Source organism: Methylosinus sp. KRF6 (assembly GCF_018887255.1).
GTDB classification, from domain to species: Bacteria; Pseudomonadota; Alphaproteobacteria; order Rhizobiales; family Beijerinckiaceae; genus Methylosinus; species Methylosinus sporium.
The window spans coordinates 170,777-187,269 of record NZ_JAHLJF010000001.1 but is presented as its reverse complement, the minus strand read 5'-3'; the positions used below and the strand labels follow the sequence as shown (position 1 = coordinate 187,269).

Genomic DNA, 16,493 nt, shown 5'->3' with positions numbered 1-16,493 from the left:
ATCGGCGCGACGCGCGCTCACGCCAACGAGACGAGATTGGAGCCGTGTCGCACGAGACGTCCGGCGAGATCGAGCTCCAGCAACGCGGCGTTGACCTCGCGCGCGGGAAGCCCCGCCGCGCGCACGAGATCGTCGATCGCGACAGGCGCCGGGCCGAGCAACGCCGTGACGCGCGTCACCGGATCGACTGTGTCTGTCGTCTCGTCGTCCGTGGCCGGCTCTCCGTTTCGCGATGCGCTCTCGGCGGGCTCTGGAGCCACGGACACGAGAGCCACGGGCGCAGCGCGATCATGCGCGAAGGCGCTCGTTCGCTCCTGCAGCGAGAAGAGATCGTCCATCTCTTCCCAGAACGGCTCCTCGGCGGGCGCGTCCCCTTCGCCGAAGAGATCGCCCTGGCGCCCGGCGCCGGCGGCGAGCGCGCGCGTGACATCGTCCGGCCCGATGCAGAGAGTGGCGCCCTGGCGCAGGAGATCATTGGTCCCCTCGGCGCGCGGATCGAGCGGCGAGCCGGGAACGGCGAAGATTTCGCGGCCCTGCTCCATGGCGAAGCGCGCGGTGATGAGCGAGCCGGAGCGACGCGCCGCCTCCACCACGACGACGCCGCGCGACAGGCCCGAGACGATGCGGTTGCGACGCGGAAAATCGCGGCCGCGCGGCTCCCATTCGAGCGGCATTTCCGTCACCACGGCGCCGCCGCGCGCGATGATCTCCTCGATCAGCGGCCGATGCTCGGAAGGGTATGGCCGCGAATGGCCGCCCGCGAGCACGGCGATGGTTCCCGCGGCGAGGCTCGCGCGATGGGCGGAGAGATCGACGCCGCGCGCGAGGCCGGAGACGATGACATAATTTTCGCGCGCGAGGCCCTGCGCGAGACGTTCGGCAAAAGTCAGTCCCGCGGCCGAGGCGTTGCGCGAGCCGACGATGGCGACGCAGGGACGCGACAAAATCTCCGCCGAGCCACGCAGCGCGAGCAGCGGCGGCGCCGCCTCGATCGCGCGCAACGGCGCGGGATAATCGGCGTCGCCGAGCGACGCGAAACGAACGCCGAGCTGCTTCGCGCGCTCCATCTCCGCGCGCACGTCGTCCGGCTCGGCGATGCGGATCATTCGTCCATGGGCGGAGCGCGCGAGAAGAGCGGGAAGCGCCTCCAGCGCCGCCTGCGCGCCGCCGAATTTATTGACGAGCTGACGAAATGTGCGCGGCCCGACGTTCTCGGAACGTATCAGCCGCAGCCAATGAAAGAGCTGCTCCTCCGTCAATCGCGAAGCGGAGGACGGCTCGCTCATGCCTTCTGCCCGATGCGGCTCTCGCTGCCGGCGAGCAGGCGGCGGATATTGTCGCGATGCTTCCACCACAGCATCGCCGCCATTGCGGCGAAGACGATCGCCTCGCGGTGACGGCCGCCGGCTGCGAGAACGAGCGGCGAAGCCAGGCTCGCCGCGAGCGCCGAGAGCGACGAGTAACGGAACAGCGCCGCCATCGACAGCCACACGCCCGCGAAGGCGAGGCCCGCCGGCCAGGAGAGGCCGAACAGCGCGCCGAGAAATGTCGCAACGCCCTTGCCGCCGCGAAAGCGCAGCCAGACGGGAGCGATATGGCCGACGAAGGCCGCCGCGGCGGCGATTACGGCGCCGTCGGGCGCGATCATCCCGCCGACCAGCGCGGCGGCCGCGCCTTTCAATGCGTCGAGCAGCAAGGTCGCGGCGGCGAGATCCTTGCGCCCTGTGCGCAGCACATTGGTCGCGCCGATATTGCCCGAGCCGATGGAGCGAATATCCGTCGTCCCGGCGAGCCGCGTCAGCAGCAGGCCGAACGGGATCGAGCCGAGCAGATAGCCGACCGCCAGCGCGCCGAGTTCCGGAAATGAAAAGAACGCCAAGGAAAAAGACCCGCGTCGTGCGGCCGGCGCCTTTCGCCGAACGCGGCGCGCAAACTAGTCGAGCGCGCCGTTCCCCGCAAGACGACGAGCCGATCGACGAAAACCAGATCGAACTCGGCCGAGCCCCGACCGAGATCGGCTCGGAAGCTGGTCCAACAGTTTACCAAGAGTGTAGTTTCTCGCCTCGAAACGTTATATTCGCTGTCGAGTTCCGCCATGACCGCTTCCGACCGCCTCATCGAAGACATCTATCGCGCCGCCACCGATCCCGATCTGTGGCCGCAGGTGATGCATGATCTCGCCGCCTCGGCCGACGCCGCGGGCGGCGTCATCCTCACGCGACGCAGCGACGCCTGGGCCGGCTGGCGCTTTTCCGCCGGAATGGTCGGGGTCGACGAATATCTCCGATCGCCGGAGGTCGCGCGCAGCGAGGCGCCCGCGCGGCTGCTCGCGGCGAATCGGGCCGGCTTCGTCGACGCCGCCGAAGTCTTCACGGCGGAGGAATGGCTCGCCGATCCGGTGATGACGCATTGGGGAGCTCCCAATGGCCTGCACCATGCCGCGGCGATGGCCATGCCCATGCCGACCGATGATTTCGTGGTGGTCCATCTGGCGCGCCGCGCCGGCCGGCCGCGCTTCGAGCCGGACGCCATCGCGCGCCTCGACTCCTTTCGCCCGCATCTCGCCCGTGCTGGACTTCTGGCGGCGCGTTGGCGGCTCGAACGGCTGCGCGCCGCCACCGAGGCGTTGTCGCTGATCGGACTTCCCGCCGTGATCCTCGATTTGCGCGGCCGGGCGCTGGTCGCCAACGCTCTCATCGAGAAGCTGACGCGCCATGTCAAATGGCTGCCCGGCGATCGCGTCGCGCTCGCCGACGCCTCCGCCGACGCCCTGCTGCGGCGGGCGCTCGCCGATATTTCCGCTCCCGCCGCCGTGACGGCCCGCTCTTTTCCCGCCCGCGGCCGCGCCGAGGTCACGGTCCTCGTCCATCTCGTTCCGATGATCGCCGATGCGCGCGATTTCTTCGACGGCGGCTACGGCCTGATGGTGATCACGCCGGTCACGAGGAGCGGCGCGCCCGATACGGCGCTGATCCGCGGACTCTTCGATCTCACCGCCGCTGAAGCGAATGTCGCCGGCGCAATCGCAGAGGGCCTGTCGCCGGAGCAGATCGCCGAACGGCACGGCACGACCTCGGCGACCGTTCGCTCGCATCTCAAAAGCGTGTTCGCCAAGACCGGCGTCGCTCGCCAGTCTCAGCTCGCCGCCCTGCTCGCGCGCCAGATCGAGCTGCCCTTTCCGCCGGTCGAATAGCGCGATCCGCGCCGCGCATTCGTGCTAATTTCGCGCTCATGTCTCGCGCTGGCCGCCTCTTCGAAATCCTGCAACTGCTGCGCGGCCGCCGACATCCCGTCGCCGGCGCAGAACTCGCGCGCGAGGCGGGCGTCTCCTTGCGCACGCTCTATCGCGACATCGCCGCGCTGCAGGCCATGGGCGCGGAGATCGATGGCGAGCCGGGCGTCGGCTATGTTCTGCGTCCCGGCTTTTTGATGCCGCCGCTGATGTTCTCCGAAGAAGAGATCGAGGCGCTGGCGCTCGGCGCCGCATGGGTCGCGCGTCGCACCGACGACGGGCTATCACGCGCCGCGAATAGCGCCATGGCGAAAATATCCGCGGTTCTACCGCAAGGGTTGCGGATGCGATCGCAGGACGAGGCGCTCATCATCGGCCCGCCTTGGCGCAAGGCCCAATCCGCGGAGCTGAAGCTGCTGCGCGGCGCGTTGCGCGAGGAGCGCAAGCTCGCCATCTCCTACAACGACGGAAAAGGCGCGCGCACCCAGCGCGTCGTCTGGCCCGTGGCGCTCGGCTTTTTCGAATCCGTCCGCGTGCTCGTCGCTTGGTGCGAGCTCAGAGGCGATTTCCGCCATTTCCGCGCCGACCGGATCGAGGCGGCGACCCTGCTGGACGAACGCCCGCCACGCCGGCGTCATGCGCTGCAAAAGGAGTGGCGCCGCTCCATACTGACAGAATCTGACAGGGCCTCGGCTTATGCACGTTCCATATCGGGACGAACCAAAGGAGACCTCATGTCCGATGCACTCACTTTCTACACAAATCCGCAATCGCGCGGCATGATCGTCCATTGGCTGCTCGAGGAGATCGGCGCGCCCTATGAGATCGAGATCGAGGATTATGGGACGTCGATCAAATCGCCGGAATTTCTCGCGATCAATCCGATGGGCAAGGTGCCGGCGATCCGCCACGGCGACAAAGTGGTGACCGAAGCGGCGGCCATCTGCGCCTATCTCGCCGACGCTTTTCCGCGGGCGGGCCTCGCGCCGCCGCCGGCCGAGCGCGGCGCCTATTATCGCTGGCTGTTCTTCGCCGCCGGCTGCGTGGAGCCGGCGATGACCAACCATTCCGTCGGCTGGGACCCCGCCGCCGACATGCAGCGCCGTTTCGGCTACGGCTCCTACGCCGCCGTGGTGGACACGCTGGCGGCGGCCTTGGCCGGCCGGCGCTATATAGCGGGCGACGCCTTCAGCGCGGCCGACGTCTATGTGGGCTCGATGATCGGCTTCGGGATGCGCTTCGGCGTATTGGAGAAGAGACCGGAGTTCGAAGCCTATTGGGGCGGCCTCGAGAATCGCCCGGCGCGGCTGCGGGCGGTCGAGCAAAATGAAAAGCTCGCCGCACGGCAGGCCTGGGCTCCCGCCTGAGCCGTCCCGCGGGGGCTGGGGGAGCGCGCCCCGCCCCCGCTGATTTCTGTCGAGAGCTCGGCGCGCGCGGCAATTTTCCCGAGCAGGGCGCTCGCCCATGCGCTAGAAAGCTGCGGGGCGAAAGCGCTATCGAAGCGACAGAGATGACGGAACCAGAACGCAGACCGCGCCCGCGCGCCTTTCGCCTCGACGGCGAGCAGATCGTTCCGCCCAAGAGCGCGCGGCCCGCGAGCGCGCGGCCCCAGGAGGCGGAGCGCGCACAGCCGAGCATGGTCGAGGCGCAGATCGACGTCTTCGCGCTGGAGGCCGAGACGCCGCGCGATTTCGTCGAGGAGGAGAAGGCGATCGAGGCCGCGCAGAAGCGCGGAGTCCTGCGCAGCATGCTGGTCTCCTGGGGCGGCTTGTTCGTCTCGGCCTTGGCCGGCCTGCTGTCGCTGGCCGGCGGCATGTGGCTCACCAATCTCGTCGAGGACCTCTTCGCCCATTCGGCGCTGCTCGGAACGGTCGGGCTCGCCCTCGCCGGCGCGGCGCTGGTCGCGGCGCTGGCGATGCTCGCCAAGGAAATCGTCGCCATCGCGCGGCAGAACCGAGTCGCCCGGCTGCATATCGCCCTCGCCGAGGCGCGCCGGCGCGACGACATCAAAGCCGCGCGCGAACATGTGAAAGAGCTGTGCAAGCTCTATGAGGACCGCCCCGAGACCGGCCGCGCGCGCGCGCTGGTGCTGGAATTCTCGCAGCAGATCATCGACGGGCGCGATCTCGTCGATCTCGCCGAGCGCCATATCGCGCATCCGCTGGACGCGCAGGCGCGCCGCGAGATCGCCGACGCCTCCAAGCGCGTCTCCATCGTCACCACGGTCAGCCCGCGCGCGCTGCTCGACGTGCTGTTCGTCGCCGCGCAGGCGATCAGGCTGATGCGCCGCATCGCCGAAATCTATGGCGGACGGCCGGGAATGCTGGGCTTTTTCAAGCTCGCGCGCTCGGTCGGCGCGCATCTCGCCATCACCGGCGGGCTCGCCATCGGCGATTCGATCCTGCAGCAGGTGGTCGGCCACGGCATCGCCGCCAAGCTCTCCGCCAAGCTCGGCGAGGGCGTGCTCAACGGCCTGCTGACGGCGCGCGTCGGCCTCTCGGCCATGGCGGTCTGCCGTCCCATGCCCTTCAGCGCCGAAAAGCCGCCCGGCGTCGCCGACGTGGCGCCTTTCTTGTTCGGCGACCGTAGCGGCGGCTGATTGAACGGCGGCGCGGATTTTCCCTCTCGAGAAAACGACAAGCGGATGAAGATCACCACCTGGAACATCAATTCCGTGCGCCTGCGAATGCCGATCGTCGCGCAATTCTTGAAGGAGCACGCGCCGGACGCGATCTGCCTGCAGGAAACCAAGTGCCGCAACGCCGAATTCCCCTATTCGGATTTTCGCGCGCTCGGCTATGAGCATTTCGCCATCAATGGCCAGAAGGGCTATCACGGCGTCGCCATCGTCTCGAAACAGCCGATGGAACTGCTGGAGACGCGCGATTTCTGCGAGAAAGGCGACGCGCGCCATGTGTCCGTCGGCTTCGCCCATGGCGGGACGCCGCTCACCATTCATAATTTCTACGTGCCGGCCGGCGGCGACGAGCCCGATCGCGAGATCAATCCGAAATTCGCGCATAAGCTCGATTTTCTCGACGAGATGGCCGAATGGATTCAGCGTGATCGCGTGACCGACGGCCGCGTGATCCTCGTCGGCGATCTCAATATCGCGCCGCTGGAGCAGGACGTCTGGAGCCACAAGGCGCTGCTCCAAGTGGTGAGCCATACGCCGATCGAGGTCGAGAAGCTCGGCCGCGTCATCGACGCAGGACGCTGGATCGACACCATGCGTCGCTTCGTGCCCAAGGAGGAGAAGCTCTATACGTGGTGGAGCTATCGCGCCTCGGATTGGGAGAAATCCGACCGCGGCCGCCGGCTCGATCACATTTGGGCGAGCGAGGCGCTCTCCGAAACGCTCGAGCAGATGCATGTGCTGCGCGAAGCGCGCAATTGGACGCGCCCCTCGGACCATGTGCCGGTGACAATTTCTCTCGCGATCTGAGACGTCACGCGCCGACCTGCGCCCTCAGTTCCGAAAGCGAAGCGAAGCGCCGCACGCGGCCCTCGTCGCGAATCTCGACCGAGCCGTCCGAAAACATCACATAGAGCGCGCCGCCATTCTCGTAGCGGTCGACCTCGACCGGCTCTTCCGCGACGAAACGTTTCGGCGCATAGGCCTCGAATCCCGGCGGCGACGCCACGGCCGGGGTCGCCGTGGCCGGCGGCGAGACGGGAGCAGGCGGTTCCGCGGCGGCGGCCGGGACCGCGACGCGCGGAGCGAGCGTCGCCAGCGCATGATCGAGCCGCGACAGAGCGGCGGCGATCGCCAGCGTCACCACGCCTCCAGAAACCGCCACGGCGCCCGAGATGAACAGGCTCCAGCCGCGCTCGATCTGGATTTTGTCCCAGCCTTCGAACATCGCCGCCACGCCCCAGAGCGCGAGCGTCAGGCCGAGCCCCGCCACGCCCCAACGCGACAGACGAAAGAACCAGACGCCTCGCATGTTCCGCCTCTTTGCTCTCGCATGACGCAATCGCGTCGTCCCGTTCTGTTAGCACGCCGGCCCGCGCGTCGCTCGGACGGTTTTCATCTGCCATTCGGCGCGAGAATTCCGGCGTGATTATGGAGGGGCTTCGCGCGCCCTGCGACCGGCGCCGGCAGATAATATTCAAGCCCCTCGAAAACAACAAATATGCGTCGTAACGCCACATGGATTTCGTGGTCGCAGAACCAAACATCAAAAGAGGAGACAGAAGTCTCCATAACGAAGATCGGCGACGATCCGCCTCATTCAGGGGAGTCGAAACCATGGATACGCGCTCTATGAGGCGTAGCTTATTTGTACTTGTCTTGGCTGCAGCCTCGGCCATGACCGGTTCTGCTTTGGCGCATGGCGGCGTAAAGCTCGAGCAGGACGAATGCGTGGCGACGGTCGGCCCGGTGAAAGTGCATTTCATCGGCTATCAACGCAAAGGCGAGCCCGAAGAATTCTGCGACGATATCGTCAGAACCGGCCCGACGGTGATCGCGCTGACCGCCGTGGAGTCTGGACGACTCCCCGATTCCTACATGGCGCAGAATCAGGCGTCCAATGCGGCGCCCCCGGCTCCGGCCGTGGATGTGCGCGACATCGCCATCGGCGTGCGCATCGTCAAGGATGTCGGCGAGGCTGGCGACAGCGCCGCGGCGACCGAGTTCTACGCGCCGCCGAAAATCCATCGCAACGCCACCATGACCTTCGAGCATGACTTCAAGGAGGCGGGAAATTATGTGGCCATCATCACCGTCGCCGATCGCGACGGCCATGAGTGGAGTTCGCGCTTTCCCTTCCGCGTCGGCGTGCTCAGCCTGTGGAACATGATCGAATATGTCCTCTATGGAATCGGATTTCTGGCGCTCTCCGCCGGCCTCTGGCTGATCGCCTGGCGACGCCCGCCGACCGAGCCCGGCGCAGACGGCGCCCTTCACCACGCCGAGTGAGAAACCGCCCCTTCGAGCCCGCCCGATCCCCATCGGGCGGGTTTTTTCGCGCCCGGAATGCGCTTGTCGTCCGAGCTTTGCACGAAAATTGTTAGACTGCGGCCGTGCGAGATTGCTTGGAGCCCTGCCGGGTTCTAGGTAGAGGCGAGCGGAGAATGCTGCGCTCGCGAACCCAAGTCAGGAGCAAGGATTATGAGCTTCACCCTTCCCGACCTTCCCTACGCCTATGATGCGCTGCAGCCCTATTTGTCGAAGGAATCCTTCGAATATCATCACGACAAGCATCATGCGACCTATGTCGCCAACGCCAATAATCTGATCAAAGGCACCGAGTTCGAGGGCAAGCCGATCGAGGAGATCATTGTCGCCTCCTATGGCAAAAACGTGCCGATCTTCAACAATGTGGCGCAGATCTACAACCACTCCGAATATTGGAAGTGGCTGAAGCCCAATGGCGGCGGCGCGATTCCCGCCAAGGTGGAGAAGGCGATCGTCGAGTCCTTCGGCTCGGTCGACAAGTTCAAGGAAGAGTTCCAGACCCAGGGTCTCGGCCAGTTCGGCTCGGGCTGGGTGTGGCTCGAGATCAAGGACGGCAAGCTCGCCGTGCGCAAGACCCCGAACGCCGAGAACCCGCTGGTGTTCGGCGCCAAGCCGCTGCTGGTCGCCGATGTGTGGGAGCACGCCTATTACATCGACTACCGCAACCGCCGCGCCGACTTCCTCAAGGCTTTCCTCGAGCATCTCGTGAACTGGGAATATGTGGAGGAGCTCTACGAGGCCGCGACGAAGTAAGCCGATTTCATACGGCGGCGGCGCGATGCGTCGCCGCCGTCAAATTTGCTTCTGTCTTTCAGGCGAGAAATTCAGTGCGCGCGCGGCAAATGCCGAAGCGCCGCGAGGATGATGCCGGTCGCGATGATCGTCAGGCCGCCCATCCTCACCGTCATGCGCAATTCGAACGCGCGAAGGTCGGAAAGCAGGACCGACAGGTCACGCTTTACGGCCTGCGCCCGATTTGTCGCCTCGGCCATTTACGTCAAGCTCGCGCAGAACCTCTGTATCTTCGAGCACGCGTCCTCGAGCGTCGCATTGGACGCAGCATAGGAGACGCGGAAATTCGGTCCCGTGCCGAAGGCCGAACCCTGCACCACGGCGACGCCTTCCGCCTCCAGGAGAGCGGTGACGAAATCCACGTCGCTCGCGATCACTCTGCCCTCCGGCGTTTTGCGGCCGATCGCCTCCTTGCAGGAGGGGAAGACATAGAAGGCGCCCTCGGGCGAGGGGCATTGCAGATATTTCGCCTGGCCGAGCATGGAGACGACGAGATCGCGCCGCTCCTGAAACGCTTTGCGGAACACGGCGAGATGATCCTGCGGGCCTTCCAGCGCCGCGACCGCCGCCCATTGCGCGATGGAGCAGGCGCCCGAGGTCTGCTGGCCCTGCAGCATGTCCATGGCCTTGATGAGCGGCGCCGGGCCGGCGGCGAAGCCGATGCGCCAGCCGGTCATCGCATAGGCTTTGGAAACGCCGTTCATCGTCAGCGTGCGCTCGAAGAGGCCCGGCTCGACCTGCGCGATGGTGGCGAATTTGAAATCGCCATAGACGAGATGCTCATAGATGTCGTCGGTGAGAATATGCACCTGCGGATGGCGCAGCAGCACCTCGGCGACCTGTTTCAGCTCGTCATGCGTATAGGCGGCGCCGGACGGGTTGGAGGGCGAGTTCAGCACCAGCCATTTGGTGCGCGGCGTGATGGCGCGCTCGAGGTCCGCCGCCTGCAGCTTGAAGCCATGCTCCATCGTCGTGTCGACGAAGACAGTGGTTCCGCCGCAAATGGCGACCATCTCGGGATAGCTGACCCAATAGGGCGCCGGGACGATCACCTCGTCGCCGGGATTGATCGTCGCCAGAAAGGCGTTGAAAAGAATGTGCTTGCCGCCGGTGGCGACGATCACGTCCGAGGCCTTGTAGTCGAGGCCGTTCTCGCGCTTGAACTTCTTGGCCACGGCCTCGCGCAGCGGCGGAATGCCGAGCACCGGCGGATAGCGCGTCTCGCCGCGGCGGATCGCCTCGACGGCGGCGTCGCAAATATGCGTCGGCGTGTCGAAGTCCGGCTCGCCCACCGAGAGCGAGATGACCTCCCTGCCCTGCGCTTTGAGGTCACGCGCCTTCTGCGTCACGGCGATCGTGGCGGAAGGTTTCACGCGTGACAAAGCGTCGGCGATAAAGGCCATTTGGGGAACTCCTCTGGGCATGTGTGCGCTGCACAATCGCAGTCTCGAAGATAGACGCCGCAGCGGCGCCCGGCAATCGAAAATCCGCCTCCGCCCCCGCGTCGAAACGAAGCGATTAACCTCTCGCGCCTAAGCTCGCTCCGACGCCGAACCGGCGGGAAGGCACTGGAAGGGCGCGGAACATGTGGGAGAAGCTGCGCAGCGGCGACTGGCTCGACGAAGAGCGCCTGCGCGTCTATCCCGCCATGCTGCTGCTGCTCGCAATCGGCTGTATCGCGGCCGTGCTGATGACGGCCAATGGCCGCTTCGACGTCAATAGCCATCCGCTCGGCACGGATTTCAGCCAGGTCTGGGTGGCGGGCCTCGAGACTTTGCGCGACCATCCGGAAGCGCCTTTCGACCTCGAGCGCCATATCGCCGCGCAGCGCGCGGAATTCGGCGCCGATAGCGACGTCTTCGGCTGGCATTATCCGCCTTATTTTCTCGCGCCGGCGGCGGCGCTCGCGCATCTCCCCTATCTCGAGGCGCTGGCCCTCTGGCAAATGGCGACGCTCGCGCTCTATCTCGTCGCCCTGATCGCGCTCATGCGCTGCGCCGCCACGAGCGTCGAGGGCTGGCGCGTCGAGGGCTGGCGCGTCGCGCTGCTGGCGCTCGCCTTTCCGGCGGTGCTAGTCAATCTCGGCCATGGGCAGAACGGCTTTTTGACCGCCGCTCTGCTCGGCTTCGGCTTTCTCGCTCTGGAGCGCCATCCGGCGCTCGCCGGCCTCGCCTTCGCGCTGCTCGCCTATAAGCCGCAGTTCGCGCTCGCTCTGCCGGTGGCGCTCATGGTCGGCGGCCATTGGCGGGCGCTCGCCTTCGCCGCCGCCGCGCTCGCCGTCATTACGCTCGCCAGCCTCTCCCTCTTCGGAGCCGAGAGCTGGGTCGCCTTCGCGCAGAATCTCGACGTCACGCGCGATCTCGTCGTCGAGCGCGGCGCTGCGGGCTTTGCGAAAATCCAGAGCGTCTTCGCTGCGGCCCGCCTGCTCGGCGCCGACATCTCGACCGCCTATGCTGCGCAAACGCTGGTCACGGCGACGACGCTCGCCGCCCTCGTCTGGCTGTGGCGCAGCAAGGCCGATGATCGCGCCAAAGCCGCCGGAGCGATCGTCGCGACATTCCTCACGACGCCCTATTGCCTCGATTACGATATGACGGCGCTCGCGCCCGCCTTCGCTCTGCTCGCGTCTCTCGGACTCGAGCGGGGCTTCGGCCCTTATATGAAGAGCGCGCTCGCCGCGGCCTTTGTCATTCCTCTCGCGGCGCGTCCGATAGCGACGGCGCTGTCGCTCCCTCTCGGCGCGATCACTCTGGCGACATTGTTCGCGCTAATTGTCTCAAATGCGCGCGACGCATGTTTTCGCCATACGGACGCCGCTGCGCCGCTACGATCGACGCTTTGACGACCACAAAAAATTCACCTCGCCAAAAAAATTGCCGCCCACTGCTCCCGACGTGAAACTTTTCGGCGCGCGCCGCCGTTTATTCTTCACCGAGCGATCGTGGGAGCGGTCGCGACGCGTCGGACGTTCGGGGGAGCGTCCCGGAGAGGGTGCGTCATGTCGTTGGTGGACAAGTTCGAAGACCGTATGGAGCCGGCTTTTACGCGCAGCTTCGATCCGGAGTCGGCGCGGCGTCAGTTCAGGGTTTCTCTTTTCCTGGTCGCCGCTATGGCGCTCGCAGCCTTTGTCCTGGGCTTCGCCCTGCCGCTCAACGCCCCGCGCAGTTCGCCGCCGACGCCCGCCGTCTCCTCCGACGCGAGCGATTTTTCCGGCCGTCTGCTCAGCTTGGATTCGACCGACTGAGGTCACGCCGACGCGCGGCCCGGCCGAGGCCTAACCGCGCGTCGGGATCACAACCGCGTGACGATCACTTCATGTCCATGGACTTGTGATCGCCGTGGTCGTGATGATCGTGGTGATGCCCTTGCTCTTTGGCGTCGCCGGCCGGCGAGGTCACGCCGCCTTCCGGATGGGCCTTTTCCCAGCGCTGCATCGCCTCGGCGTCATGCGCATGTTTGGCGTCGGGCGCGTCGACGGCCGCGTCCACCGTCACTTCGCCCGCCTTCTCGAAAACGAGAACGAGCTCCATTCCCCAGCCGACCGGATTGATCTTCTTGACCTCGGCCAGCACGACATGCGGGCCTTCGGGCGAGAGTGTCGTGGTCTTATCGGCCGCAATGGCGATGCCGCCTTGCGCGATCGTATGCTTGGCGTCGGAATGCAATGTGACCTTGCCGACATTCGGCGATTTCACCGCGATGAGCTTGTCGGCGCCGCCCTTATTGTGGATGAAGGCGTAGAAATAAGCCGTGGTCTCGCCGTCCTTGGGCGCGCGCACCCAGGGATGCTCGATCGTCAGCTTGCCGAGCTCATATTCGTGAGCCTGCGCCGAGCGCATCGGAGTCGAGACGCCCAACGCCGCGCCGCCCAATAGAGCGCCGCCCGCCGCCAATAGATCACGCCGCTTGATCATCATGTGCGTTCTCCCTTACACGCCGACGAAGCCGTCGGACTTTGCATTCGTCGCTTGATTGTCTGCGGGGCCTTCGGCCCCGTCCGCCGCATCGCGACCGTGCGACGAATTGCGCGCCATTTCGTCTCGCCGCTCAATGCTGATGCGGCGAGACATAGACGATCGGCTCTTTCGCGGTCAGCGCGATCTGCGCCTTCAGCAAGGCGAGATTGCCGTCGTCGGTCCCAAAATGGCGGAAGCGGGCTCGAACATAGCCGGAGCGATCGATCAGGAAATGACCTTCCGGAATCTCATTGACGACCGGCTCGTCGAGATAATGGTTGATGAGAGAATAGGTGAGCTCCGTGGCGTCGGGATGACTGGGCGTCAGCGCGCTCGGATCGGCCGGGCATTCACCGAAATAATCGGCGACGTGATGCGCGCCCATCGCCTTCACCGTTTCGGCGGCGGCGTTCAGGCTCGCGACGCGATCTGCAAAACCCGCCTCTTCCGGCTTGCAGCGCGCGAAGGAGACCAGCGTCGGCACGCCGCGCAGCTTTTCGACGTCGTCGATCTCGCCCTTGGGATCGTCCAGCGCGAAATTGGGCGCGACGAGCCATTGGATCACGCCCTTGGGGCTCAAGAATCGCGACTGGTTCGAGTTCGACAGAACGGTGAGAAAATTGATGAGGTCCCAACGCTCGTCCTCTGTGACCGTATCGGCGAAGGCCGGCATGACGCCGCTCTGCCCGCCATAGGTCAGCCAGTGGAAAATATCGCCGAGCGTATGCGTCGCGACATGTGGCGCGGTGAGATCGGCGGGCGCCACAGGCAGACCCTTGGCCATGGGCCCATTGCCCTCGCCGGTGACGCCGTGACAGGCGATGCAATTGGCCTGGAACGTCTCATAGCCGCGCTTCACCGAGGCGGCCGTGTAAGCGATGGGCGGATCGGTATAGGTCTCGGGATAGGCTTGCACCGACAGCGAGACCGTGCCGCAGACCGCCGCCGCCAGCGCCAGCGCCGATGTCGAATATTTTCGCCACTCGCGGAGCTGCGGCGAAGGCGTGAAACCCACGGCGGCGACTAGCGCAGGCGCGAACCAGGCCAAGCCGGCGACGACCGCCAAGACTGCGCCGGCGACGCCCCATTGCCAGGTGGGATCGATCCAGGGCGTGACCTTGAGGCCCCAAGTGCCGGCCCAAGTGACGCGGAATGGCAGCGGCCAATAGACATTGGTCTCATGCGCCGCCGGCGTGATGGTGGCGATCCAGCCGGCGATGAACAAAAGGCCGAGCGCGCACGCCCCCTCGAAGCCGCCGATCTTGCCGTACCAGGCGAAATCGAAGCTCTTTTTGGAGCCGGCGAGCGTCAAATAGCGCGCCAGCGAAAGGGCGAGCAGCAAGGCCGCGCAGAGCAGCGCCAATTTGACGGTGAGCAGCCGCCCATAGGGCGTCGCCAGCATGAAGCCGAAGCTTCCGACCGTCTCCCAGGCCAGGACGAGGCCGCTGATCAGCACGATGACCATGGCCGCCTTGGCGACGAGCGACCAGCGCTCGGCGAGGCGCCACGCCTCCTCCGGCGGCTTGCCGCGGCCGGTGATCATCCAATAGACGAGGCCGAGCAGGCCGCCGATCCAAGTGAGGCCCGCCAGAGTATGGAAAGGGAAGCTCAGCTGCGTATAGATCGGCAGGCTGTCGTCCACCGCATGGCCGGTGACGGAGACGACCGCGAGCACCGCGAGCCCGAGCCCGAGAGTCGCGCGATCGAGCCAGAGATTTTTCACCCGCAGCCGCAGCAATGCCGCCGCGGCGAAAACGGCGGCGAGAACCTGCGTCGCCACCCAGGCCTTGCCGATCAGCGTGCCGAAGATGAATTGAAGCAGCGCCGCTGAATCGAGCGGCCGTCCCGCCGGGATAATGTTGCGCGCCGAAGCGACGATGAGGCCGAAGCCGAGCAGCAGGCGCAGGACCGCCGCCGCCGCGACCGGCTTTTTGAAACGCGCGCCATCCTCCTCTATGAGGCGCGGCAGCAGCAATAGTCCGACGGCGAGAGCGGACAGAACGCTCTCCACGAAGCGAAGCGTCGCCAATTCCATGAGTTTCGACTTCCGTTACGCTCACGAACGCGGCGCGGCGCCCCGCCGATCGGCGCCGCCCGCTTTCATTTTTGTTCGAGAGCCAGAGTTAGCGAGCGTCGACCGTGAATTCGTATTTCCCCTCGACGATGTGGCCATCCGAGGAGAGAACGCGATATTTCACGGTATATTTGCCGGCCGAAAGATCGGGCGCGTCGAGCGTCAGCTCGCGCGGCTTCTCGGGCGCGCCCTTCGCGCCTTCGACGACCGTCTTGCCATTGGCGTCGATGATCGAGATCGTCGAATAATTGGGCTCCACCCCGCCGCCGAAGCGCAGCTTCACGGTCTTGGGGGAAGCGGCGACATGATCCTTGGCCGACGGAGACGCGTCGACCAGAAAGGAATGGGCGAACGCCGCGCCGGCGCTCACGCATAGAAACGCCGCCACGAGACCGGCTCCGAGCTTCACCTTCATCGTCGCTCCTCCATATTATCGGCTTATTCACATCATGATCTGGTCAGTCGACCGCATCAGTTCAAGACGACTTCATCGCGTCGACGGGATTCGCGCTTTTCGGCGTCGATTTGCTGTGGCGCCAATAGACGCCCACCATGAGCGCGATCAGCACGGCGCCGAGCGCCTGCGGCACGAAGGACCACAGCGTCTGACCGACCATGAATTTGAACTGCTGGGTTTCTTTCTCGCCATTCGCTCGGGTGAGCGTCACATAGCCGATGAAATGACCCTTATCGGTGAATTTGTGCTCGAAGTTGAAGGTGCCTGTCTTATACAGCTTCGCCGGCAGATGAATGATGGTGAGCGGATCGAGATCCGTATCGGCGGAGATCGGCGTCAGCGGATCGCGAATGATGCGCAGTTCGAGCGGCAGGTCGCGAAAATCCGGATTGGCGATATCGAAAGTGAAGATGACGCGGCCGACGAAGGGAATGTGCTCGCAATATTGCTCACGCGCGCCTTCGGCCTCATAGGCCGTGATGTGGATCATGTCATAGCCGAACATGACCATGCACATATTGTCCATGACCATCGCTTCCGGGCCGTCGCCCCCGGCGCGAGCCGGAGTCGCGGAGAAGGATGCGAAGAGCAACGCGAGCGCCAGCAGACACGAATTCACGGAACGAACGATCATCGCTTTCCTTCCTCCCGACCACGCGCGCCTCGAGGGTCGCCGCGTCGCCTTTTTTTGATTCGAGCGTCGAGAGGCGAAAATCCTCGCCCTCGCTTGTCCCGATTTTCTTAGTGCAAAAAGGAATCGATTTGAAATCGCTATTTCGTCGACCTGTCGCGGCGTCGCTCGCGCCTGCGAGCCCTCGGCCGGTGCGAGACTCTATGCATAAATTCTATGCGCCTTCGGGCGCAGACGCGACAATTTCTCCTGCGTCCAAACGCCGCATATATCGCACTGCGATATAACTGCCGCCTTCACGCCCGCGACTCGCGATGCGACGCCCCGACACTTCGGAGCGCAAAGAAAAACCGGCCGGGCGCGAGGCCCGGCCGGCGTTGTCATCAGG

General features: G+C 65.4%; 17 protein-coding genes. 8 read left to right on the top strand and 9 right to left on the bottom strand.

Annotated features, from left to right (window positions below):
* Positions 1-17 precede the first annotated feature (17 nt).
* Together dprA and plsY are read right to left on the bottom strand one after the other, a co-directional pair.
* On the bottom strand, positions 18-1,286 hold the full coding sequence (gene dprA, locus KP010_RS00890; protein ID WP_216280283.1) for a DNA-processing protein DprA: 1,269 nt from the start codon (positions 1,284-1,286) through the stop codon (positions 18-20).
* A complete protein-coding gene (plsY, locus tag KP010_RS00885) occupies positions 1,283-1,879 on the bottom strand; it encodes a glycerol-3-phosphate 1-O-acyltransferase PlsY (RefSeq protein WP_142864420.1) in 597 nt (198 codons plus the stop codon). Before plsY ends, dprA begins: the two co-directional genes overlap by 4 nt.
* Positions 1,880-2,095: 216 nt before the next feature.
* Here plsY and KP010_RS00880 point away from each other — a divergent pair, with 216 nt between their 5' ends.
* From KP010_RS00880 to xth, 4 genes are all read left to right on the top strand, one after another.
* The gene (locus KP010_RS00880) at positions 2,096-3,193 is read left to right on the top strand and encodes a helix-turn-helix transcriptional regulator (protein WP_142864419.1); all 1,098 of its coding nucleotides are present in this window, start codon (positions 2,096-2,098) and stop codon (positions 3,191-3,193) included.
* Positions 3,194-3,231: 38 nt separating this feature from the next.
* The gene (locus KP010_RS00875; RefSeq protein WP_142864418.1) at positions 3,232-4,599 is read left to right on the top strand and encodes a WYL domain-containing protein; all 1,368 of its coding nucleotides are present in this window, start codon (positions 3,232-3,234) and stop codon (positions 4,597-4,599) included.
* A gap of 143 nt (positions 4,600-4,742) precedes the next feature.
* A complete protein-coding gene (locus KP010_RS00870) occupies positions 4,743-5,831 on the top strand; it encodes a YcjF family protein (protein WP_108918524.1) in 1,089 nt (362 codons plus the stop codon).
* Positions 5,832-5,876: 45 nt separating this feature from the next.
* Positions 5,877-6,677 (top strand): exodeoxyribonuclease III, encoded by an 801-nt coding sequence (gene xth / locus KP010_RS00865; protein WP_142864417.1) that lies wholly within the window; start codon positions 5,877-5,879, stop codon positions 6,675-6,677.
* Between the two features lie 4 nt (positions 6,678-6,681).
* On the opposite strand, the gene KP010_RS00860 is transcribed toward xth, so the two are convergent.
* Positions 6,682-7,179 (bottom strand): hypothetical protein, encoded by a 498-nt coding sequence (locus tag KP010_RS00860; protein WP_142864416.1) that lies wholly within the window; start codon positions 7,177-7,179, stop codon positions 6,682-6,684.
* 365 nt (positions 7,180-7,544) lie between these two features.
* Here KP010_RS00860 and KP010_RS00855 point away from each other — a divergent pair, with 365 nt between their 5' ends.
* On the top strand, positions 7,545-8,156 hold the full coding sequence (locus KP010_RS00855) for a hypothetical protein (protein ID WP_246659992.1): 612 nt from the start codon (positions 7,545-7,547) through the stop codon (positions 8,154-8,156).
* Between the two features lie 192 nt (positions 8,157-8,348).
* Complete coding sequence (locus tag KP010_RS00850) at positions 8,349-8,948, top strand: superoxide dismutase (protein ID WP_142864414.1); 600 nt, start codon at positions 8,349-8,351, stop codon at positions 8,946-8,948.
* Between the two features lie 71 nt (positions 8,949-9,019).
* On the opposite strand, the gene KP010_RS00845 is transcribed toward KP010_RS00850, so the two are convergent.
* Positions 9,020-9,187: a hypothetical protein gene (locus KP010_RS00845; RefSeq protein WP_166143866.1), complete on the bottom strand. Its 168-nt coding sequence runs from the start codon at positions 9,185-9,187 to the stop codon at positions 9,020-9,022.
* Positions 9,188-10,390, bottom strand: coding sequence for a pyridoxal phosphate-dependent aminotransferase (locus KP010_RS00840; protein ID WP_142864413.1), 1,203 nt, complete (start codon positions 10,388-10,390; stop codon positions 9,188-9,190).
* A gap of 182 nt (positions 10,391-10,572) precedes the next feature.
* Here KP010_RS00840 and KP010_RS00835 point away from each other — a divergent pair, with 182 nt between their 5' ends.
* Together KP010_RS00835 and KP010_RS00830 are read left to right on the top strand one after the other, a co-directional pair.
* A complete protein-coding gene (locus tag KP010_RS00835) occupies positions 10,573-11,829 on the top strand; it encodes a glycosyltransferase family 87 protein (RefSeq protein ID WP_216280282.1) in 1,257 nt (418 codons plus the stop codon).
* A 156-nt stretch (positions 11,830-11,985) separates the two neighbouring features.
* A complete protein-coding gene (locus KP010_RS00830) occupies positions 11,986-12,231 on the top strand; it encodes a hypothetical protein (protein WP_108918532.1) in 246 nt (81 codons plus the stop codon).
* A 64-nt stretch (positions 12,232-12,295) separates the two neighbouring features.
* Here KP010_RS00830 and KP010_RS00825 read toward each other — a convergent pair whose 3' ends face one another.
* The 4 genes from KP010_RS00825 to KP010_RS00810 all read right to left on the bottom strand — a co-directional run bounded on the left by KP010_RS00825 (position 12,296) and on the right by KP010_RS00810 (position 16,108).
* The gene (locus KP010_RS00825) at positions 12,296-12,904 is read right to left on the bottom strand and encodes a copper chaperone PCu(A)C (RefSeq protein WP_142864411.1); all 609 of its coding nucleotides are present in this window, start codon (positions 12,902-12,904) and stop codon (positions 12,296-12,298) included.
* A 130-nt stretch (positions 12,905-13,034) separates the two neighbouring features.
* Positions 13,035-14,978: a c-type cytochrome gene (locus KP010_RS00820; protein WP_142864410.1), complete on the bottom strand. Its 1,944-nt coding sequence runs from the start codon at positions 14,976-14,978 to the stop codon at positions 13,035-13,037.
* 88 nt (positions 14,979-15,066) lie between these two features.
* Positions 15,067-15,432: a copper resistance CopC family protein gene (locus tag KP010_RS00815; RefSeq protein ID WP_142864409.1), complete on the bottom strand. Its 366-nt coding sequence runs from the start codon at positions 15,430-15,432 to the stop codon at positions 15,067-15,069.
* A 61-nt stretch (positions 15,433-15,493) separates the two neighbouring features.
* Positions 15,494-16,108 (bottom strand): hypothetical protein, encoded by a 615-nt coding sequence (locus KP010_RS00810; RefSeq protein WP_108918536.1) that lies wholly within the window; start codon positions 16,106-16,108, stop codon positions 15,494-15,496.
* Positions 16,109-16,493: the final 385 nt, after the last annotated feature.